This is a genomic window from Halanaerobaculum tunisiense (genome assembly GCF_054657635.1).
Genome location: NZ_BAAHYI010000007.1, coordinates 111,714 through 133,343, shown reverse-complemented (window position 1 = coordinate 133,343; position 21,630 = coordinate 111,714). Strand labels below are relative to the sequence as shown.

General features: G+C 34.1%; 23 protein-coding genes and 1 pseudogene. 22 read left to right on the top strand and 2 right to left on the bottom strand.

The genetic code is table 11. The features are described 5' to 3' along the window. Window positions 1–44 precede the first annotated feature (44 nt). The 10 genes and pseudogenes from ACYQ3D_RS08110 to ACYQ3D_RS08065 all read left to right on the top strand — a co-directional run. Window positions 45–200 (top strand): annotated as a pseudogene (locus ACYQ3D_RS08110) (IS30 family transposase); the annotation flags it as partial. A gap of 545 nt (window positions 201–745) precedes the next feature. Further along, a complete protein-coding gene (locus ACYQ3D_RS08105) occupies window positions 746–2,602 on the top strand; it encodes an OPT family oligopeptide transporter (RefSeq protein ID WP_459837680.1) in 1,857 nt (618 codons plus the stop codon). Between the two features lie 491 nt (window positions 2,603–3,093). Further along, complete coding sequence (gene rsxC / locus ACYQ3D_RS08100) at window positions 3,094–4,398, top strand: electron transport complex subunit RsxC (RefSeq protein WP_459837673.1); 1,305 nt, start codon at window positions 3,094–3,096, stop codon at window positions 4,396–4,398. Between the two features lie 11 nt (window positions 4,399–4,409). After that, window positions 4,410–5,372, top strand: a complete 963-nt coding sequence (locus ACYQ3D_RS08095) for an RnfABCDGE type electron transport complex subunit D (protein ID WP_459837671.1) — start codon at window positions 4,410–4,412, stop codon at window positions 5,370–5,372. Continuing rightward, window positions 5,365–5,952: an RnfABCDGE type electron transport complex subunit G gene (locus ACYQ3D_RS08090; RefSeq protein ID WP_459837670.1), complete on the top strand. Its 588-nt coding sequence runs from the start codon at window positions 5,365–5,367 to the stop codon at window positions 5,950–5,952. The genes ACYQ3D_RS08095 and ACYQ3D_RS08090 overlap by 8 nt, the downstream gene beginning before the upstream one ends. Window position 5,953: 1 nt before the next feature. After that, window positions 5,954–6,628 carry an electron transport complex subunit RsxE gene (rsxE, locus tag ACYQ3D_RS08085; RefSeq protein ID WP_459837668.1) on the top strand — a complete coding sequence of 225 codons (675 nt, stop codon included), beginning with the start codon at window positions 5,954–5,956 and terminating at the stop codon, window positions 6,626–6,628. A 17-nt stretch (window positions 6,629–6,645) separates the two neighbouring features. After that, window positions 6,646–7,227, top strand: a complete 582-nt coding sequence (gene rsxA / locus ACYQ3D_RS08080; protein WP_459837666.1) for an electron transport complex subunit RsxA — start codon at window positions 6,646–6,648, stop codon at window positions 7,225–7,227. Window positions 7,228–7,267: 40 nt separating this feature from the next. Beyond that, window positions 7,268–8,272, top strand: a complete 1,005-nt coding sequence (locus ACYQ3D_RS08075; RefSeq protein ID WP_459837665.1) for an RnfABCDGE type electron transport complex subunit B — start codon at window positions 7,268–7,270, stop codon at window positions 8,270–8,272. Between the two features lie 137 nt (window positions 8,273–8,409). Next, window positions 8,410–8,793: a DUF302 domain-containing protein gene (locus tag ACYQ3D_RS08070; RefSeq protein WP_459837664.1), complete on the top strand. Its 384-nt coding sequence runs from the start codon at window positions 8,410–8,412 to the stop codon at window positions 8,791–8,793. A gap of 484 nt (window positions 8,794–9,277) precedes the next feature. Then, window positions 9,278–9,928 (top strand): hypothetical protein, encoded by a 651-nt coding sequence (locus ACYQ3D_RS08065; RefSeq protein WP_459837662.1) that lies wholly within the window; start codon window positions 9,278–9,280, stop codon window positions 9,926–9,928. A gap of 95 nt (window positions 9,929–10,023) precedes the next feature. Here ACYQ3D_RS08065 and ACYQ3D_RS08060 read toward each other — a convergent pair whose 3' ends face one another. Both ACYQ3D_RS08060 and ACYQ3D_RS08055 read right to left on the bottom strand, forming a co-directional pair. Continuing rightward, window positions 10,024–10,242 carry a hypothetical protein gene (locus ACYQ3D_RS08060; protein ID WP_459837660.1) on the bottom strand — a complete coding sequence of 73 codons (219 nt, stop codon included), beginning with the start codon at window positions 10,240–10,242 and terminating at the stop codon, window positions 10,024–10,026. A 60-nt stretch (window positions 10,243–10,302) separates the two neighbouring features. After that, complete coding sequence (locus ACYQ3D_RS08055; RefSeq protein WP_459837659.1) at window positions 10,303–10,575, bottom strand: hypothetical protein; 273 nt, start codon at window positions 10,573–10,575, stop codon at window positions 10,303–10,305. A gap of 206 nt (window positions 10,576–10,781) precedes the next feature. Here ACYQ3D_RS08055 and ACYQ3D_RS08050 point away from each other — a divergent pair, with 206 nt between their 5' ends. The 12 genes from ACYQ3D_RS08050 to rodA all read left to right on the top strand — a co-directional run bounded on the left by ACYQ3D_RS08050 (window position 10,782) and on the right by rodA (window position 21,580). After that, on the top strand, window positions 10,782–11,843 hold the full coding sequence (locus ACYQ3D_RS08050) for an FAD:protein FMN transferase (RefSeq protein WP_459837657.1): 1,062 nt from the start codon (window positions 10,782–10,784) through the stop codon (window positions 11,841–11,843). A 553-nt stretch (window positions 11,844–12,396) separates the two neighbouring features. Then, window positions 12,397–12,921 carry a Gx transporter family protein gene (locus ACYQ3D_RS08045; protein ID WP_459837656.1) on the top strand — a complete coding sequence of 175 codons (525 nt, stop codon included), beginning with the start codon at window positions 12,397–12,399 and terminating at the stop codon, window positions 12,919–12,921. A 79-nt stretch (window positions 12,922–13,000) separates the two neighbouring features. Beyond that, a complete protein-coding gene (locus ACYQ3D_RS08040; protein WP_459837655.1) occupies window positions 13,001–13,576 on the top strand; it encodes a Maf family protein in 576 nt (191 codons plus the stop codon). Continuing rightward, window positions 13,569–14,252, top strand: a complete 684-nt coding sequence (gene radC / locus ACYQ3D_RS08035) for a RadC family protein (RefSeq protein ID WP_459837653.1) — start codon at window positions 13,569–13,571, stop codon at window positions 14,250–14,252. Before ACYQ3D_RS08040 ends, radC begins: the two co-directional genes overlap by 8 nt. Before the next feature lie 44 nt (window positions 14,253–14,296). Beyond that, window positions 14,297–15,361, top strand: a complete 1,065-nt coding sequence (locus ACYQ3D_RS08030) for a rod shape-determining protein (protein WP_459837652.1) — start codon at window positions 14,297–14,299, stop codon at window positions 15,359–15,361. Window positions 15,362–15,382: 21 nt separating this feature from the next. Continuing rightward, window positions 15,383–16,273 carry a rod shape-determining protein MreC gene (mreC, locus tag ACYQ3D_RS08025; RefSeq protein WP_459837651.1) on the top strand — a complete coding sequence of 297 codons (891 nt, stop codon included), beginning with the start codon at window positions 15,383–15,385 and terminating at the stop codon, window positions 16,271–16,273. After that, on the top strand, window positions 16,273–16,776 hold the full coding sequence (mreD, locus tag ACYQ3D_RS08020) for a rod shape-determining protein MreD (protein ID WP_459837650.1): 504 nt from the start codon (window positions 16,273–16,275) through the stop codon (window positions 16,774–16,776). Before mreC ends, mreD begins: the two co-directional genes overlap by 1 nt. Beyond that, window positions 16,751–18,598, top strand: a complete 1,848-nt coding sequence (gene mrdA / locus ACYQ3D_RS08015) for a penicillin-binding protein 2 (protein WP_459837648.1) — start codon at window positions 16,751–16,753, stop codon at window positions 18,596–18,598. The genes mreD and mrdA overlap by 26 nt, the downstream gene beginning before the upstream one ends. Before the next feature lie 21 nt (window positions 18,599–18,619). Then, window positions 18,620–19,222: a septum site-determining protein MinC gene (minC, locus tag ACYQ3D_RS08010; protein WP_459837646.1), complete on the top strand. Its 603-nt coding sequence runs from the start codon at window positions 18,620–18,622 to the stop codon at window positions 19,220–19,222. Between the two features lie 13 nt (window positions 19,223–19,235). Next, window positions 19,236–20,027, top strand: coding sequence for a septum site-determining protein MinD (gene minD, locus ACYQ3D_RS08005; protein ID WP_459837643.1), 792 nt, complete (start codon window positions 19,236–19,238; stop codon window positions 20,025–20,027). Window positions 20,028–20,043: 16 nt separating this feature from the next. Beyond that, entirely contained in the window at window positions 20,044–20,316 is a 273-nt protein-coding gene (gene minE, locus ACYQ3D_RS08000; protein WP_459837642.1) for a cell division topological specificity factor MinE, read from the top strand. Between the two features lie 136 nt (window positions 20,317–20,452). Next, window positions 20,453–21,580, top strand: a complete 1,128-nt coding sequence (gene rodA / locus ACYQ3D_RS07995) for a rod shape-determining protein RodA (RefSeq protein ID WP_459837641.1) — start codon at window positions 20,453–20,455, stop codon at window positions 21,578–21,580. The last annotated feature ends 50 nt before the right edge of the window (window positions 21,581–21,630 follow it).

Here is a 21,630-nt window from a genome sequence, read left to right as displayed (position 1 = left end):
CTTCCAGACAATATAAAAGAAATGAATATTTAAATTAATTATAAAAAATAGAACTGTTAAATACAGACTATACAACTAGAGAGGAATATGAAGCTAAAATAGCTCAAAAAGTATATAATAACAATGCAACAGCGAAGGGGCCTAAGATAAAGATAGCAAAAGATCATGAGTTAGCAAAGTTTATAGAAAAGAAAATAAAGGGGATACAAAAGTGGATGAACAGCTACCCGAGAAAGATGTTTAACTTTAAGCCTTCATCTGAAGTCTTTCGGAAAAAGTTAGGAATGGTATAGATAACATTTATATATGAAGGTATAAAAAACCGTGTATTTTAACTTGCAATTAATAACAAATGATATAACCATTGCTAGTTGCTTCTTTCTAGTTTTTTAAGGTTTGGTCACCTTATGTAATACTAGAAAGTGAGCAACTTTTCCTTTTTTAAATTGAAAAATTATTTTATTCAACAACCTAATCTTTAAAATAAAATTTACAGTGATTAATGTTGAGTAGTAATTAATTATATTATTTAGTAAATTCCTTTAGGTGTTTTTCGGATTTATTTACTAAATAAATAGGATGATTGTGGTTATTTTTTTCTTTGACAATTTCATCTTTTTCCTTCACAATATATAGTGGTGAATAAAGTAGATATTTTTAATTTTATAATTATTCAGGAGGGGTTTTTGTGGCACAAGCAGATCAACAACAAGATGTAGAACCATATGTAGCAGCCGAGGAATCCATGGTGGAGTTTAGTTGGATTTCTGTTATCTTAGGGACAATTATGACTGTTATTTTTGCTGCTGCTAATGCTTACTTAGGATTAAAAGTAGGTATGACAGTTAGTGCTTCAGTACCAGGAGCAGTAATTTCAATGGGGATTTTGCGGGGAGTATTAGGTCGCGGAACTATCTTAGAGAATAATACTGTCCAGACTATTACTTCAGCTGGAACTTCTCTAGCAGCAGGTGTAATTTTTACTATTCCTGCTTTAATATTATTAGGTATTCAACCGAGTATGATTAAGATCTTTTTAATTTCGTTATTAGGTGGTATTTTAGGTATTTTATTTATGATTCCGTTGCGAAAATATTTAATTGTAGAGGAACATGAAAATCTTCCTTATCCAGAAGGAACAGCTTGTGCAGAAGTTTTGATAGCTGGAGAAGAAGGTGGCGCTAAATTTAAAGATGTATTTGCTGGTTTAGGTATGGGGGCTATTTATAAATTTTTCTCTGGCGGATTGAAGATTTGGCCTGAAACAGTAGAGTGGGCGATTCCTGCTTATCCTGGTTCTGCTATCGGCTTTAATTTATATCCATCTTTGTTAGGTGTTGGTTATATTATTGGGCCGCAAATTGCAGTTCGGATGTTAGCAGGAGGAACATTAGGTTGGTTTGTATTAATGCCTTTAATTACTAATGTAGGAGCTGGCTTAGCTGATCCTTTATTTCCGGCCGGTAAGACGATAGCTGAATTAGGTTATTGGGGTGTTTGGGATAATTATATTCGTTATGTAGGTGCTGGTGGAGTAGCTATGGGCGGAATAGTTAGTTTACTCAAAGCATTACCGACTATTGTTACTTCTTTTCAAGCAGCTATAGGTGAATTGACTACAAGTACAAAAGATAATGTTGATCAGTTAAGGACTAATCTGGATTTATCATTAAAATGGGTGGTTTTAGGATCAGTTGCTGTTATTTTAGCTATTGCGCTACTACCACAAATACCAGTAGGAATTTTAGGAGCAGTATTTGTAACTGTTTTTGGTTTCTTCTTTGTAACAGTTTCTTCTCGGATAGTGGGTATTGTTGGTAGTTCTTCTAATCCTGCTTCGGGAATGACTATTGCGACTTTATTAGCTACTAGTCTAATTATGAAGTATTTAGGCTGGACTGATGAAAGTGGAATGATAGCAGCATTAAGTGTAGGGGCTATTGTTTGTATTGCTATTGCTGTAGCTGGAGATACTTCTCAAGACTTAAAGACAGGATTTTTGGTGGGAGCAACTCCTAAAAAGCAACAGATTGGGGAGTTAATTGGTATTTTAGTATCAGCAATTTTTGTAGGTGGTATAGTCTTAATGTTACATGATGCTTATGGTATTGCTTCTAAACAATTACCAGCACCACAGGCTAATTTAATGGCTATGGTGGTTAAAGGAGTTATGACAGGTAATCTACCATGGTCCTTAGTTTTAACAGGAGTATTTTCTTCATTAGTGATTGAGATGTTTGGAATTGGTTCTTTACCATTTGCTGTAGGACTATACCTACCAATTCATTTAAGTACACCAATTATGATTGGTGGCTTAATTAAGTTAGCTTTAGATAAGAAAGAATTTGCTACAGAAGAGATCAAAGATGATAAGGACGAAAGTGGGATCTTATTTGCTTCTGGACTAGTTGCCGGAGATGCTTTAGTAGGTATTTTATTAGCTGCTTTAGCTTTACAAGGTTGGCATCAAGTGATTCAGATTGGAGCTAGTTGGTTAGGTAATCTAGAAAATATAGTTGGTTTAGTAACTTTTGTATTGTTAGCTTATACTTTATGGAATAATTCTGTTAGAGCTGATATTAGAGATAGCCTTAAGAAATAAAATTCAGTTTAATTAGTTGTAATTGACTAAGCAATGTGTTAATATAGTTGTACAAGGTGTACAATAATACGAAATGATTATAAATGAATAGAGAAAATAATAATGTTAAATAGTGTTGTGGAAAAAGAGAACCACATTCAAGTCTTTAAGGAGGGGATAACTCTTCTTTAAACTGAGCTTGAATGTGGTTTTTTATTATTTTTGGTTAGCTTAAGGAAAATATAATTCTAAAGATAAGTTTGAATAAAGTAACACTTTGTGATAAATTTAACAATTGTTGCAATCAAACAGAAAATATGTTAATATGATTAATGAAATAATATAAAATTAGAATGTTTTACTAGATACATTATTGGTAATATTTCTCTGATGTTTTTTAGGAAGTATCTTCTTTTTTTTGGAGGTGATAATTAAAAAATTAGAGAGGTGAATAGTTGAATTTAGAATTTTTGAGAATAATTTATCAAACCATGTTATAAAGGGGTGAAAAAATGGAGACTAAAACTTTTGCCCAGGGAATTCATCCACGGTATAATAAAGAGTTAACTAAAGATCAATCTTTACAGGTAGCTAAAGTGCCTGATGAAGTATTGATTCCTGTCCAGCAGCATATTGGGGCTCCAGCAGAACTGTTAGTTGAAAAAGGAGATCAAGTTGATTTAGGAGAGAAAATTGCTGCTAGTACTGGCTTTGTATCTGCTAATATTCATGCTAGTGTATCTGGGGAAGTAGTAGCAATTGAAAGAGTTGATGATACTTTAGCAGTCAGGATTAAAAATGATAGAGAAGATAGCTGGGCCAACCAACTATCTAAGAACAAAATTTCTGACCTTCCAGCAGATGAATTACGAAGTATCGTCCAAGAGGCAGGAGTTGTCGGCTTAGGAGGCGCTACTTTTCCTAGTCATGTAAAAGTAGCTATTCCAGAAGATAAAGACGTGGATACAGTAATTCTCAACGGGGCAGAATGTGAACCATATTTAACAGTTGATCACCGAATCATGTTAGAAGAAGCACAAGAGGTAATAACTGGTTTGCAAGCTTTAATGAAGATGGCTGAGGCAGAGCAAGGCTATATTGGGTTAGAAGATAATAAAGTTGATGCCATTAATAGATTACAGGAAGTAACTAAAGATTACCCTCAGATTGAAGTTATTGCTTTAGAGACTAAGTACCCTCAAGGAGGAGAAAAACAGTTAATCGATGCTGTGTTAGGTAGAGAAGTTCCTTCAGGAGGATTACCATTGGATATTGGGGTAGTAGTTAATAATACAGGTACAGCAGTGGCTATTGCTCAAGCAATTACAGAAGCTAAACCATTAGTTCAACGAGCTGTAACAGTTACCGGAGCAGTTAATGAACCTCAGAATTTATTAGTTAGAATTGGTACTCCAATTGAGGAATTGATTGATCAGTGTGGTGGTTTTAGCACTGAACCTGGTAAAGTAGTCTTAGGCGGGCCAATGACAGGTCAAGCTCAGAGTGATTTGAATGTGCCAGTAACTAAAGGAACCTCTGGTGTTTTAGTACTCAGCAAAGAAGAAGTAAGCCACCAATCAGAAATTAGTTCTTGTATTAGGTGTGCTCGTTGTGTTGATGCTTGTCCGATAAAGTTAATCCCGACTAATATTGTTAAGTTAGTTAAAGCAGATATGATTACAGAAGTTGAAGAGTATAATATTTCTGATTGTATTCAGTGTGGTTCCTGCACTTATGTTTGTCCAGCTAATATTGAGATGGTACAGTGGATTAAATTAGGTAAAGCAAAATTACAAGCGGAGAAAAGAGATAGTTAGGAGGGAAGTATATGGCTAAGGATACACAATTAACAGTTTCTTCAGCACCTCATATGCGAAGTCAAGAAACAACAACTGGAATTATGTTCAACGTAGTTTTAGCTTTACTACCGGCTGCTTTGGCTGGTATATATTATTTTGGTACTTATGCTTTAGTACTAATGATGAGTTGTTCTTTAACAGCAATGGTAACTGAAGCAGCCTGGCAAAAATTACGAGGAATTCCGATTACAATTGATGATGGAAGTGCGTTAGTAACTGGACTTTTATTAGCATTAACTTTACCACCTGCATTACCCTTGTGGATGGCTATCTTAGGAACTATAATTGCAGTGGTACTTGGTAAGCATGTTTTTGGTGGATTAGGCTATAATTTCTTCAATCCAGCTTTAATAGGAAGAGCTTTTTTAATGGCTTCTTTCCCTGTAGCAATGACTACTTGGAATCAAAGAATCAACTTTCAAGGGGTTTTTAATTGGCAGGCTATAGATGTAACCTCGCAAGCTACTCCGTTGGCTACTCAACAAGAACTAACAGGTGATCTTGGCCGACAACTATTTTTAGGCCAGATTGGAGGATCTATAGGAGAAGTTTCAGCTGCTTTACTTGTTTTAGGTGGCTTATATTTGTTATATAAAGGGTATATTGATTGGAGAATCCCTACTGGTTATTTAGGTACAGTAGCTGTATTAACTACTTTTGTAGGAGATAAGGGGCCAGTTTATAATTTATTAGCTGGTGGTTTAATCCTTGGTGCTTTCTTTATGGCTACAGATATGGTAACTAGTCCTGTTACTAAGCAAGGTCGTTTAATTTTTGGGATTGGATGTGGAGTATTAACAGTTATTATTAGAGTTTTTGCTGGTTATCCGGAAGGAGTAATGTATTCTATTCTGTTTATGAATATGTGTGTACCATTAATTGATCAGTATACTCAACCCCGGGTATTTGGTGAGGTGAAAGCAAATGGCTAATAAAATTAAGCCGCGATTAATTATTGTTTTAACTGTAATTATGATTGTTTCTTCTTTGGTATTAACTTTTGTTTATCAAATAACAAAACCAGTAATTAAGGCTCATAGCGAAGCAAAGCAAGAAGCAGCTATCTTAGATGTATTACCAACAGAGGCTACAGAGTACGAAAGGATAACTAAGGAGTACACTAAGCCAGTCCAAGACAATAAAAAGGCTAAAGAAAAAGAACTTACTTTATATAAAGGGCTTGATAGCTCAGGTAATGTAGTAGGTTATGCAGTTGAAAACTCTGGTCAGGGTTTTCAAAGTAAATTAAAGTTAATGATTGGACTGGACTTGGAACAAAGCAAAATAATTAAAATCAATATACTTTCGCAGGCAGAGACTCCAGGTTTAGGAGCTAGAATAACTGAACCAGATTTTAAGTCGCAATTTAAAGGTAAGTCTTTTGCGGATAGTTTTACAGCTAAAGAGGATGTTGATGCTATTACGGGGGCAACTATTTCTTCGCAAGCTTTAAGTGATGTGTTAGCTACAGCTATTGATGATGTTCAACAAGCTTATAGTGGAGGTGAATAATATGGCACAACTATGGAAGGATTTTGTAAAAGGTTTATGGGAGGAGAATCCAGTCTGGGTTGCTTTATTAGGGATGTGTCCTACCTTAGCAGTAACTAATACAGCCACTAATGGTTTAGCTATGGGGTTAGCAACTAGTTTTGTCCTGTTAGGAGGAGGACTAGTTAATTCTTTATTGAAGAATATAATTCCTGATGAAGTACGAATTCCCAGTTTTATTGTTGTGATAGCTACTTTTGTAACTATTGTTGATTATGTAACTAAGGCTTATTTTCCTGGCATTGCAGCTTCACTAAAGTTATTTATTCCACTAATTGTAGTTAATTGCTTGATTTTAGGTCGTTCAGAATCCTTTGCTTCTCAGATGCCAGTTCATCGAGCTATTGCTGATGCACTTGGTATGGGAGTCGGATTTACTTGGGCTTTAACTTTTCTAGGAGTCTTTCGGGAAGTACTAGGGTTTGGTACTATTTTTAAAGGAACTAACTTTACTATCCAGGTTATGGGAGAGTCATTTACTACCTGGAGTATAATGGTCTTACCTGCTGGAGCTTTCTTAAGTTTAGGATTTATTCTAGGTATCTTTAATGCGATTCAAGATCCAGCTATTAGTTTCAGTGATTTATTCAGTAGTTCTGATAATCAGCTAGGTCAAGATAGATCAAAACGGATTTAATAGAGGGAGGTTGTAAGATGGATAGTATGGGCGAGTTATTTTTAATCTTTTTAACTGCATCAGTTACTAATAACTTTATTTTGGCCCAGTTTTTAGGTATTTGTCCTTTTCTTGGTGTTTCTAAAGAGATTCCAACGGCTTTTAGTATGGGGCTAGCTACTACTTTTGTAATGACTACCTCTGCTATTTGTGTCTGGACGATTAATACATTTATTTTAGTTCCTTTAGGTTTAGAGTATATGAAATATGTAGCTTTTATTTTAGTGATTTCTTCTTTTGTACAGTTAACGGAAATGGCTGTTAAAAAAATCAGTCCTCCTCTATATAAAGCTTTAGGGATCTTTTTACCTTTGATTACTACTAACTGTGCTATTTTAGGATTAGCTTTACAGATTCCAATCAATGACTATAACTTTATTCAAAGTACTATTTTTGGTTTAGGAGCTGGAGTAGGATTTACTTTGGCTATAGTCTTAATGGCTGGTATGAGAGAGAAATTGGAGTTTGCTAATGTACCTCGACCATTACAAGGTGCTCCAATTACGTTATTAATTGCGGGGATGATGGCTATGGCATTTATGGGCTTTTCAGGTATCTAAAAATATTAAGTTTTGAGGCTTATAAAAGAGGTGATAATAGATGAATATAAATATATTTAAGAGCGCAGTTCCTAGTATGGGGGCTTTAGGAGCTTTGTTTGCTGGCGGATTAGCTTATGCTTCAGTCAAATTTGCAGTAGAAGAAGATCCCAGAAAAGAAGAGATAGAAGAGGCTTTACCTGGGGCCAACTGTGGTGCTTGTGGCTATCCTGGCTGTAGCAGTTTTGCTGATGAAGTGGTTAACGGAGCCGCTCCAGTAGATGGTTGCCCAGTAGGAGGTTCAGAGGTAGCTAATAAGGTAGCTGAAATTATGGGTGTAGAAACTGATGATGCCGAGGAAGTAATGATAGCTCAAGTTCTTTGTCAAGGTGGTCAAGAAGAAACAGAGTTGCAAGCTACTTACCAGGGTGTTCCTACTTGTCAGGCAGCTGATATGGAAGCAAATATCAAATCTTGTAGTTATGGTTGTTTAGGTTTTGGTGATTGTGTCCAGGTCTGTCCTTTTGATGCTATTACTATGACTGCTAATGGATTACCAGAAGTTGATCCGGAAAAGTGTACTGGATGTGAGAAGTGTGTACTAGAATGTCCTAGGGATATTATTGAGTTAGCTAACCAACAAGAACAGGTAATTACTAAATGTAAATCTATTTTACAAGGAGCAGTCAAGCAGGCTTGTGATATAGGGTGTATTGGTTGTTCTTTATGTGCTCAAGAATGTCCTGTTAATGCTATTGAGATGGAGAATAATCTACCAGTAGTTGCAGCTGAAGAATGTATTGGCTGTAATCAATGTGTTGAAGTTTGTCCTACAGAGGCTATGGTAGAGACTCCATTTGAAGTTGAAGCTGATTCTGCTGTAGCTGCTGAGGGAGAGATTATAATTGGGGATGAATGTGTTGGCTGTACGTTATGTACCAGTGAATGTCCTGTTGATGCTATTTCTGGAGAACAAGGTGGCCAGCATCAAATAGACCAAGCTGAATGTATCCAGTGTGAGCAGTGTATTTCTATTTGTCCTCAGGAAACAATTGAATATAATTAAGAGTTAGTCCGCAGTAGATTTATGTAGTTACCTTCTAATTTTAAAGTAGTTTTGATTATCCAAATTAAATGATTTGTATATATTATTTAAACTGAAGGAAAATAATCAATAACTACTTTGAACAGAGGAGGTTAATTATGTTTCATTATACTGTTGAAACAGATAAAGAAATTGAAGAAGCAATTAGTTCTTTAAAGAAAAAACTTAAAAGTGAAAACTTTGGGGTGTTATGGGAATTTGATATTAAGGATAAATTGCAAGAAAAAGGTTTAGATTTTGATCAGGAATATCATGTTCTTGAAGTTTGTAATCCTAAAGAAGCTAAAAAAGTATTAAATTATAATCAGTTGACTGGTTATTTTCTACCTTGTAAAATTGTTATTTATGAAGATAGCGGTACAACTAAAGTTGGACTTCCTAAACCAACTTCTTTGATTGGTTTAGCAAATGATTCATCATTAACAGAGATTGCAGAAGATATTGAGAAGCGGTTAATTAATTGTATCGATACTATTAATTAATTTGCTGGCCAGCTAATGCTGGCTTTTTTTACTATCTAATTTCAATTATCATCCGTTTCGAAATAAAAAGCTGGCTCATTAAGAGCCAGTTCTTTCTTATTTAATTAAACTAAAAACTGTTCAATATTCAACATTATCAATATCTGCAATGCCAAACTTATCGACTAATATATTAGCTACATTGGTTAGTATCTAATACTCTTGGAATACCTCCAATATTGTCTAAGTCTAGTTTATTATATTTATATTTAGTACATCAAGCAGAATATCAATCTTTTAAAAATAAGTTAAAGGAATATAAGAGGAGATATTGGAGCTTAAATGAAAAAGATGATATACTGGCATTGAAAATAAAAGACGAATTAATTGCTTCATTAATAGAGCATATTAAGACTGAAAGTAAAGTTATATTTAATTGATAAGAAGGTTGGTATAGAGTAAGTTGATAAAGAAAAACGGTGAAAAACAAGATAGGAGTGAGAAGATGCTAAATCCTTCTACAGGAATCATATTTGAGGGGATCCCTGCTACTGGTAAATCAACAATTATTCGTAATTTATTAAAAGTTCCAGAAATTTTAGAGCGAGATTTTATGTCTTTTTTAACTTATGGTGAAGATATCACTCAACGAGTGCTAGAGAAAAAGTATAATCAGGGCCAACTTACCAGAGAAGACAACTTAGAGTTACTAAATAATATCATAGATCCATTAGAGAAATATAAGGCTTATTATCAAAAGCGAGGTTGGGACTGTTCTCAAGTAGAACATCGTTATGCTTTTTTGTTGGAGCGATTTCATATTACTCACGTTACTTATTTTGATCATTTGAGTTGGGGTGATGTAGTAGAATTTGATAAGAAGTTGGCCCGGTTAAATACTAAGTTATGTTTTTTAGAAATGGGGTCACAAGTTATGTCTGAAAGAATAATCTATAGTCGTGGTCAGAAATGGCGTAATTATATTTCGCGCTATGGAGCAACTGAAGAGGAGATAATTGACTATTATCTTAGCCAACAAGAGAGAAAAAAGAAGTTAGTAACTAGAAGTAAGTTACCTAGTTTAATTTTAGATGCTAGTCAGGCTAATTGGGATGAGTTAGTTGCTCAAATAGTTGATTTTTGGGATATAAACTAAGAGCAATAAAAAGGGAATGACCTGAGGCCGTTCCTGTTGATCTAAATTAAGCAGATAGATCTCGCTGATTGAATTCTACTGAATCATTGGATAAGTTAAAGAGCCATGAAATTAGATAATAATTGATGTATAAAGTTGGCACTCATGCCCATTGTTGCTAAAGCTCCTAATATAGTTAAGCAACCAAAAATTAGACTTAAACCAATACCGAGTTCAGTAAGTACCATTATCTTCTGGAATAAGACTTGATTAGGGCCTACAACAGCTTCCATTAAATCAATATATAACTGCGGTGCCCCCTCACCCCATAACATAGCAGAAGCACCTGAGATAAGATATTCTTCTGAGCCAAATAACCAACTTCTTGGATTTTATTAACACCTTCTAGTAATAAAATCTTTAAATTGATGTTCAATATAATCCCAAATTAAATTAAAGCCATTTACTTCGAATAGATAATACATATTAACTAGACTTTTAGTTTTGACGCCTCCAGTCCAGATTAAGGTCTGGGTCTTAATTTCTTGTTCGACCTCTTCGCTATCCTTACTGACGATATAGCCATCTTCTAAAGAGACTTTAACTCCTTCGAGCCCAATCCGATTACCAGCAACTCCATGTAACTCTGTTAATAAGGTATGATGCAATAAGGTAATCTCTATTGTATCATTAGCAGGAAAACTAATTTAAGAATAGAAGAAATATACCACTGACGGGTATCTCCCATACTATATTATAATGTTCCAGTACTTGGTAGGCTGTTGTCAACTAACTATTGTCAATTCCAATAAAATATTATAAAATTAAAATAATAACTGTCGTTGATTTTTAATAACTATTGGGTGGTGTAAGAATGATAAACAATATTAAACGAAACTGGTTAAGTGTTTTAGTAGTGATTTTAGTAGTTATGGTGGTAGGTTGTACTGGAGAGGATAATACCTCGCAACAAGGAAATACTAAATCAAGTGTCCAGTCTGATTATTTGATGGGGACAAAAGTACGGATGAAAGCTTATCATTCTGCTCCTGGTCAGGTGCTAAAGGATTCATTTTCTATTGTGGAAGATTTAGAAGCTAAGATGAGTTCAAGTATAACAGATAGTGAAGTTAATCAGGTTAATCAGGCAGCAGGGCAGAAGAAGGTACAAGTAAGTGCTGACACTTATCAAGTAATCAAGAAAAGTTTGGAGTATGCTCAATTAACTGCGGGGAGTTTTGATCCTACTATTGGCCCCTTAGTTGATTTATGGGGGATAGGGACTGAAAATGCTCAAGTACCTACAGATAAGCAAATAAAGGATAGATTATCTGGAGTTGATTATAAGCAAGTTGAGTTATTTCCGGCTAATAAACAAGTTTTTCTCAAACAGCCAGATATGAAGTTAGATGTAGGGGGCATTGCTAAAGGTTATGCTGCTGATCAGGTTATTGATCTATGGCAGAAACAAGGAGTAGAAAGTGGTTTTATCAGTTTAGGAGGTAATGTATCAGTCTTAGGAGCTAAACCTGATGGTAGTCCTTGGAAAGTAGGGATTCAAGATCCTAAAGAACCGCGGGGTAATGTAATGGCCACTGTAGAAGTCAGAGATAAAACAGTAGTTACGTCAGGTAATTATGAGCGTTATTTTGTTGAAGATGGAGTTAGATATCATCACATTCTTAATCCTCAGACTGGTAGACCAGCTAAAAAAGGAATCATTAGTTCTACAATTATAACTGATAACTCTTTTGATGCTGATACTTTAGCTACAGCAGTTTATGTATTAGGAGTTAAAGAAGCATTAAAATTAATTAGAGATTTACCTGAAATTGAAGCGTTGTTAATTAATCAAGATAAGGAAGTATATCTAACTTCTGGTTTAGAAGATAAAGTAAGTATCAATCAAGATAAAAAATATGAAATAGTTGATTAGTATATTTCTATGAAGTAGGTGATTATTTATTTAGTTTAACTTTTACTATGTTATCAGGTCAAGTAACAGAAAAGTAATTTCAGAAAGTATCAGAAACTATTAAAAATATTTGTGAAGGTGAAATTGAACAACATAAGACTAGATATAGCTAATAATTATATATTAAAGGCTAAGGATAAAATAATTAAGTTTGATTCAAAAGTAATGGAAGCATTTGAAAAGCAGATTATAAATCAAAACGGGCCAAAGAATATGGACTATAATATTAGTATCAGGTGCAACACATAATATGGACCGTATTGTTAAGCTTAGTAAAATAAAGCTAAATAGATAGTTTAAATTAAGAATCAGGTGCTTAAGCACCTGATTCTTAATTCCATAATTAATTTTTTGGTAGAAAAAGTAACCTTTATTGTTAAGAGTTAAGTATGTAAGTTTATAATAAAAATGCTATGATTATAATAAGCAATTACTTTACTGAATAAAATTTGATTTTTAATTTAGTGTTTATAAATAGGTGTAGTTTGGTATAATACAGAAAGAGAGGATTATTATGATTAGAAAACAATTGTTTTTATCTTTGTTAATTGCAGGAGCAATTGTATTACATATCATAGAGTTTTCCTTACCAACTTCACTACTGTTTCCTGGAGCCAAATTAGGACTAGCCAATATTGTTACTTTATTAGTATTAGTGGTTTATGGTTTTTCAGCTGGTCTACAGGTATTACTTCTCCGGATAGTTATTTCTTCCTTACTAATAGGAACTTTTTTAACGCCTGGTTTTTGGTTAAGCTTATCGGGCGGATTGGTTAGTTTTGTGGTAATGGGAGTTAGTTATTATTATAGTGATCAATTTAGCATTGTTGGGGTTAGTATTTTAGGGGCAACCTTTCATAATTTAGGTCAGCTGTCAGCAGCTTATTTTTTGATTGGTAGTTGGCGATTGTTGATTTATCTACCATATTTATTATTATTATCCTTACCGACAGGAGTTTTTGTGGGGGTAGTTGTAGTTAAATTACAAAATCACTTAACTATAACAGAAAAAAGAATTATTTATAATGAAAATTCTTGATTGAGGCAGGAATTTGTAGTTAGTTAACGAATTTAATATTAAGAAGATATGTTTAAGTGTAGTAGGAGGAATTAGAAAGATGGAGAAGATTATATTAGCTTCTTCTTCTCCGCGGAGAAGAAGTTTATTAGAACAATTGGATTTTGATTTTGTAGTTTATCCTAGTGGTATTGATGAATCACAAGTCCAAGAAAGGAATCCTCATTGCTTAGTGCAAAAGCTATCGCGTTTAAAAGCTACTAAAGTAGCTCGCGAAAGAGAAGGAATAGTCATTGGAGCAGATACAGTAGTGGAGTTAGAAGATGAATTATTAGAAAAGCCTGTTAATCGTGATGATGCTTATAAAATGTTAACCCAGCTAAGTGGTAGAAGTCATCAAGTGGTAACTGGTATTACAGTAGTCTGGGGAGAACAGAGTTTAACTGATTACCAAAAGACAGAAGTTTTTTTTAGAGAATTAAGTGCTAGTGAGATTGAGGATTATATTTCTACAGGAGAACCATTGGATAAGGCGGGAAGTTATGGTTTGCAAGGTAAAGGAGCTATTTTAGTGAAAAAAATTAATGGTTCCTTTTATAATGTAGTAGGGTTACCTGTTACTAAGTTAGTGCAGATGTTAAAACAGATTGGAGTGGAAGTGAAATTTAGTGAATGAGCATTTAACAATTAAGGATTTGCCTGATGAAGAACGACCACGAGAAAAGTTGATTAAGTATGGGCCAACGAGTTTATCTACTTCTGAATTACTAGCTTTAATCTTGCGAACTGGTTCTCAAAAGAAGACTTCGCTAGCTTTAGCTAATGAAGTATTAAGTGTTTGTGAGGGATTGCAAGGAGTAATTGAATATGATGTTGATGAATTACAAACAATAAATGGAATTGGTGTTGCTAAAGCTACTCAATTAAAAGCGGTAGGAGAGTTGAGTAAGAAGATAGCAGTAAGCAATTCTCAATTAACTAAGATCAACTCACCTGAAGAATTAGCTGAGATTTTAATTCCTAAACTAAAGCATGAAACTCAAGAACGTTTTTTAGCAGTTTTATTAAATACTAAAAATGAAATTTTAGCCATTAAAGAGATCTCTAAAGGAAGTTTAAATAGTTCAATTGTCCATCCTCGGGAAGTATTTCGGTTAGCTATTAAAAAGAGTAGTGCAGCAGTAATTGTAGCGCACAATCATCCTAGTGGAGATATCACACCAAGTCAAGAGGATATAGAATTATCCAACCGATTAGCTCAAGCAGGAGATATTGTTGGAATTGATGTTTTAGATCACTTAATTATTGGTCAAGATGAGTATGCTAGTTTAAAGACTAGAGATTTATTTTAACTTAGACAAGCTATGTTTTTTGTTGTAGGAAAGGAGAATAAATTATGGTAATGGATTTTCTGACTGCCCCATTTTCTAGAGATATGGGAATAGATTTAGGTACGGCTAATACTTTAGTTTATATCAAAGGTAAAGGGGTGTTGATTAGAGAACCTTCTGTAGTAGCTACTGAATCGAATAAAGATTCTTCAGAAGGAGTGTTGGCTGTTGGTAATGAAGCTAAAAAAATGATTGGACGAACTCCAGGTAATATTATTGCTATTCGTCCGATGAAGGATGGAGTTATTGCTGATTTTGAAGTTACTGAAAAGATGTTAAAGTACTTTATTCAAAAGGCCCATAAAAGAAAAAGATTAGTTAGGCCGCGGATTGTAGTTTGTGTTCCTTCAGGAGTAACAGAGGTAGAAAAAAGAGCAGTAATCGATGCTGCTTTACATGCTGGAGCTAGAGAAGCATATTTGATTGAGGAACCAATGGCTGCAGCAATAGGAGCTGGTTTGCCAGTTCATGAAGCTACAGGAAATATGGTTGTAGATGTTGGGGGAGGAACTACAGAAGTGGCTGTTATATCTTTAGGAGGAATAGTAAATAAAAAGTCGATTAGAATAGGTGGCGATGAGTTAGATGAAGCGATTGTGCACTATGTTAAAAGTACATACAACTTGATGATTGGGGAAAGAACAGCTGAAGATATCAAGATGTCTATTGGTAGTGCTTATTTTGCCTCTAATGATGAAGTTGGCCTTGATGAATCTATGGAGATTAGAGGACGTGATTTAGTAAATGGGTTACCTAAAACAATAGCTATTAGTGCAGAAGAAATTCAAAAAGCCCTTCAAGAACCAGTAGAAGACATTGTACGAGCTGTTAAGAATACTTTAGAAGGAACACCGCCTGAATTATCAGCTGATATAATGGATCGTGGTATTGTAATGGCTGGTGGAGGTTCCTTACTGACTGGATTGGATAAATTACTGGCTGAAGAAACTGGGATGCCAGTTTATCTAGCAGATAATCCACTAGATTGTGTAGTGGAAGGTACAGGTATGGTATTAGAAGAGTTAAATGATTTAAAGAATGTGTTAATTACTCCTAAGCGATTATCCTAAATTTAAGCTAGGTGGTGTAAGGTGTTAGATTTCTTAAGAAAGCATTATAAAAAGCTCTTAATTGGATTACTAATTAGTCTGCTCATTACTTTTATCAATCTGATTGGAATAGATGAGGATTATAATTTGGTAGAAGGAACAATTGTTGATTTATTTAATCCAGTCTTTCTAGTGGTGGATACTGTAGAGGATTGGACTCAGCAGACAGTACAGGTTATTTTAAACTATAAGCAAGTCAAAGAGGAAAATAAACGGTTAAAAAAAGAAATAGCTACTTTGCGTTATAACCAACAACAGCTAGAGAAAGTAATGCTTCAGAATCAGAGGTTGAGAGAGTTACTTAAGTTTAAAAAATATATGCCTTACCAAATAACAGGTGCTAGTGTGATTAGTGACAGTACTGATAATTGGTCAGAAGCATTAATTATCAATCGTGGTAGCAAGGCAGGCATTAAAGCTAAAATGGCTGTTGTGGCTCAAGAAGGATATCTGATTGGTAGAATTCAAAGAGTAAGTCAGCATACAGCTCAGGTGGTTTTGATAAATGATCCTAATTTTTTAACTGGTGGTTTGATTAGGAGAAAGGAATCGCGAGATTTAGGTGTAGTTAAGGGCCAACCTAAAGAAAACAAGTTACTAATGACTAATTTGGCTTGGAATGCTGATATTCAAGTTGAGGATGAAATTGTAACTTCTGGTTTATCTCAACATTATCCAAAGGGATTACCAATCGGAGAGGTTACATCAGTTAGTCCTGATAATTATGGTTTGACTCAGAAGGCAACCTTAACTCCCTTTGCTAACTTACAAAATATTGAAGAGGTATTAGTGATTACTGATTTTAATACTAAGGAAAAGATACTACTACCTCCTTTAGAGACAGAGTCTAAGTTTAAGCAGGAGGCAGAATAGTGTTTTATTTAATTTATGGAATAACAACTATTATTTTTCTTATTCTGCAGGGCTTAGCTAGTGTACAATATTTTTTTTATGGAATCACACCTGATTTTTTATTAATTTTAATTATCTTTTTAGCTGTTAACTATGGTAGAACTACTGGTGGTTTAACAGGTTTTCTGATAGGTTTTTTACAGGATCTATTTTCAGGAGGATTATTTGGTATTAATGCTATTAGTAAAGCAATAGTAGGTTATTTAGTTGGGTTTTTAAAGAATAATATTTATCGGGATAAATTATTACTTCCTCCTTTAGTAACCTTGCTAGCTACTGTAGTTAATCAGTTATTAGTTGTCTTTTTTGCTACTTATTTAGTAGCCTCATTGACATTACAGGAAATTTTACAAATGGTAATTATTCCTTTAGCTTTGTGTAATTCTGCTTTATCAGTAATCATTTATCCTATTCTTTATAAATTAGGGGGCAGCAGTAGTGAAAGAAAATCAGAGAGAGAATAGGAGACTTTCTTTATTTAGATTTGGTATTATATTTATCTTTTTGCTTTTATTAGGGAGACTTTATTATCTTCAAATCTATAGCAACCAACAATTCAGAGAATTATCAGAAGGATATAGAACTTCTGTAATTCCTATTAGTGCTCCTAGAGGTAAAATTTATGATCAAGATGAAAAATTATTAGTATCTAATAAATTAACTTATACAGTATCTGTAATTCCTAGTGAACTCGAGAAAAGTGAAGAGCAATTAACAGAGTTAACTACTATTCTCGACTTAAAATTAGAAGAAATAAAAAATAAACTAAAAGATAATACTACCGATCGGGCAGTTGTTCTCCAACGAGATATAAGTCGGGAGGAATTGATTCGGTTAGAAGAGAATAAAAGTCAAATACCAGGATTGATTATTGAAAAGAAGCCTATCCGAGAATATGTACATGATGATTTAGCAAGTCATGTATTAGGTTATGTAGGTGAAATTTCTGCTTCGGAATTAACATCTAAATCCGATCAAGATTATAGAATAGGAGATTTAATTGGTAAAGCAGGTTTGGAATCGATTTATGAAGATTATTTAAGAGGAAAGAAAGGTAAAAAACTGATAGAAGTCAATAATCTCGGGCAAAAAGTAGATACTTTAGGGGTTGAAAATCCAGTTACTGGTTATGATTTAGTCTTAAATCTAGATTATAAGTTACAGAAGACTGCTGAGAAGCTATTAGCAGAGAAAATCAAACAACTGATTGCTAAAGCTAAAGATGATGTTGAAGTTAAACAACCTCCTAAAGGGGGCGCAGTAATTATTACTGATCCTGATGATGGAAGTATTTTAGCAATGGCTAGTTATCCTGAGTACGATCCAAATCAGTTTTCAACTGGAATGTCCCCAAGTGAGTGGCAGAAATTAAATGATAATTACTACCAACCTCTGTTAAATAGAGCTATTAATACTAGTGCTCCTTCTGGTTCTATATTTAAAATAGTTACTGCAGCAGCTGGTATGGAAGAATTAGATATTACTGGTGAGACTGAATTTAACGATCCAGGTTATTATAAAACTGGGGGAGTTAAATTTAAGAACTGGTACCCTGGAGGTCAGGGAGAAATAGATTTTGTTGATGCTATTGCTTGGTCAAATAATACAGTCTTTTATAAATTGGGACATCAATTATATAAAGAGGATAAGACTTTGCTTCAGCAATATGCTAGACAGTTTGGTTTAGGTAGTCAGACGAAAGTGGATCTACCTAATGAAGCGCAAGGCTTAGTACCTGATCCAGCCTGGCGTAAAAATAGATTTGATAAGAGGGAAAATCAAATCTGGTATCCTGGTTATACTATTAATCTTGCTATTGGTCAAGGTAATTTAAGAACTTCTCCACTGCAGTTAGCCAATTTAGTTTCTGCTGTAGCTAATGGAGGTAAGTTATATCAGCCTTTAATAGTTGATAAAATTATTGATTCTGAAGGTGAATTAATCAAAAATGTACAGCCGCAACTATTAAGTGAATTAGAAGTTGCTCAATCAGATTTAGAGGTAATTACCAAGGGGATGCAAGGAGTTACTGAATACGGTACGGCTGAGGATTCTTTTGAGAATATTCCTCTTGCTATAGCAGGAAAGACTGGTACAGCTCAAACAGGAGGTAATAGACCTAATCATGGTTGGTTTGCTGGTTTTGCTCCTGTTGATGAGCCAGAGATTGCTATTTCAGTCTTTATAGAATATGGGGGATCTAGTAGTAATACTCTACCTATAGCTAAAGGGATGATTAAAGAATATTTTGATTTAGAAATTGAATTAAATGAGGAATCTAGGTAAGAGTTATTAGGAGGAGGTAGGATGCAAAGGAGTGTAGTATTTAGAGCAGACCAGGAGGGACTCGTTATTTTACTAGATGATGAAGCTAAGTTTTCCACAATTAAAGCTGATTTAAGTGATAAATTTGAGCAAGGGGATAACTTTTTTGCTGGTAATACATTTGTTAAAGTTAATTTAGGCAGTAGATGTTTATCCCACCAGCAAAAAAGAGAGCTATTAGAAATCTTTAAAGCCCAATCAGGCTCCTTTGTAATTGAATTTGATAATAGTTTTATTTCTAATGTTGACCAAGAAGAAACTAGAGATTCATTATTAATTAAAAGAACTATCAGATCGGGCCAATCCATTAGTTATAAAGGTAATATTGTAGTAGAAGGAGATATTAATCCTGGGGCAGAAGTAGTAGCTCAAGGGAATATTCTAGTCATGGGGGAAATAAGAGGTTTTACTCATGCTGGGGCTGGTGGGGATAGCAGTTGTACAATTTCAGCTTTTCGTTTAAAACCTATTCAGCTACGGATAGCTAATTATATTGGACGAGCTCCAGATGATTCCGCAAATGTTCCTGATGCTGCTGAAATTGCTTTTGTAAAAGGTGAACAGATTGTAATTGATTATTTGTAAGGGAGGAATTGTGATGGCAGGAAAAGTATATGTTGTAACTTCTGGTAAAGGAGGCGTAGGAAAGACGACTACTACTGCAAATTTAGGAGTTGGATTGGCTAAGTTAGGTAATAAGGTAGCTTTAATAGATGCAGATATTGGGTTGCGCAATCTGGATGTCGTTTTAGGATTGGAAAACAGAATTGTTTATGATATTGTTGATGTAGTAGAAGATAATTGTCGTTTAGAACAAGCTTTGATTAGAGATAAAAGGTATAGTAGCTTACATTTGTTACCAGCCGCTCAGACTAGAGATAAAACTGCGATAAGTCCAGACCAGATGAGTCAATTATGTAATCAACTCCAACAAGAGTATGATTATATTTTTGTTGATTCTCCTGCAGGAATAGAACAAGGATTCCAGAATTCTATTTCTGGAGCAGATGAGGCAATTGTAATTACTACTCCTGAGGTTTCAGCTGTTAGAGATGCAGATAGAATTATTGGGATGTTAGAGTCGGAAGGATTATCTGACCCTGAATTAGTTGTTAATCGAATTAGAATGGATATGGTCCAGAGTGGAGATATGATGGAGATAGAAGATATGAAGGATATTTTAGCTATCAAATTATTAGGGATTGTTCCTGAAGACGATCAAATTGTTGTTTCCACTAATACAGGAAAACCGATTGTTTTATCCGAAGGAACTAAGGTTGGTCAAACTTTTTGGAATATTGCTCGTAGGATAGAAGGGGAAGACGTATCTTATATTTCTTTAGAAGCAACTTTAGTTGATCGATTAAAACGATTTGTTGGACTTAATTGATGGAGGAGGAACAAATGTGTTGGATCTAGTTAAAAGAATTTTAGGTAATGATGAGGTCTCTAGTAAAGAAGTAGCTAAAGAAAGATTAAAATTGGTTTTAATCAATGATCGAATTGGGGTTTCTCCTGAAGTGCTTGATCAGATGAAAGAAGAATTATTAGAAGTAATTTCTAAGCATTTAGATATTGAAGAGAATGGATTAGAGATGGAATTTGAACAAGAAGAAGATTCTATGGCCCTGGTAGCTAATATTCCAGTTAAAAATTTAAAGAAGACAAATAATGAATAGGATATATAAGATTAGGCCAGGAATTACACCTGGCCTATTTTGCTTTTTAAATTCTTTTTTGTTAAGTTTGAAACTGGACTATTGTAAGTAGATGTTATATAATTTTAAGATGAAGTTGGTAATAAGGAGGTATTAGATGGGAAAGTTATTTAATAATCTTGATTATATAATACCGCTAGTTGTTTTGATTCTGATAGGAGCTGGATTAGTTTTGATTGGAAGTGCTACTTATAGCCCTGATAGTTCTTTTTGGCAGAATAATTTTTTGCAAAAACAAATAATAGCAACTTTAATTGGTAGTGGAGTAGCAATTATAATTTTATTTTTTGATTATAGAATATTAAGGGATTATATAAAAGTTATTTATATAGGAAATATATTATTGTTAGTAGGAGTTTTGGTATTAGGGGAGACAGTTAAGGGCGGCCAAAGTTGGATTTCTGTAGGGGGATTTAACTTTCAGCCAGCTGAAATAACTAAATTAGTAGTAATTATTGGTTTAGCTGATTTGTTGGCTAAGAAGAAGTATAATTTAAAGTATATTTTAGGATTAGTAGTTCCTGGCTTATATATAGCTGTTCCTTTTGGGTTAATTATTTTACAGAATGATTTAGGTTCAGCTTTAGTATTAGGGGCTATTTTTATCGGTATGGTCTTTATTGCTGGGGCTAATATTAAGTTTTTAGTAGGTAGTTTTTTAACAGGAATAACTACTTTGGCTAGTTGGATAACGGCTCATTTATATTGGGATGTACATCTTCCTTTAAAAGATTACCAATTAAATAGATTTTTAGTTTTGATTAACCCTCGCTTAGATCCGCAAGGATCAGGTTACAATGTAATTCAATCCAAGGTAGCCATTGGTTCAGGAGGCTTTTGGGGAAAAGGGTTATTTGCTGGAACCCAGAATCAGCTTAACTTTTTGCCGGAGCGTCATACTGATTTTATCTTTTCGGTCTTAGGTGAGGAGTTTGGTTTTATTGGAGTAGGGATTATTTTGTTACTTTACTTTATTTTGATCTGGCGGGCGATTACAGTAGCCCAGGAAGCTAAAGATAGTTTTGGGCGCTTGGTAGTAGTAGGAATTTTATCTATGTTTATGTTTCATATTCTAGAAAATGTAGGTATGACACTTGGGATTATGCCTGTTACAGGAATTCCTTTACCTTTTATCAGTTATGGAGGTAGTTCCTTAGTTACTAATTTAATAGCTATTGGTTTAATTATAAATATTAATATTAGACAGAAGAAGCTGTTGTTTTGATTCATATTTAATTTAAAGGGCTTGAATTAGCTCATAGCACATGACACACA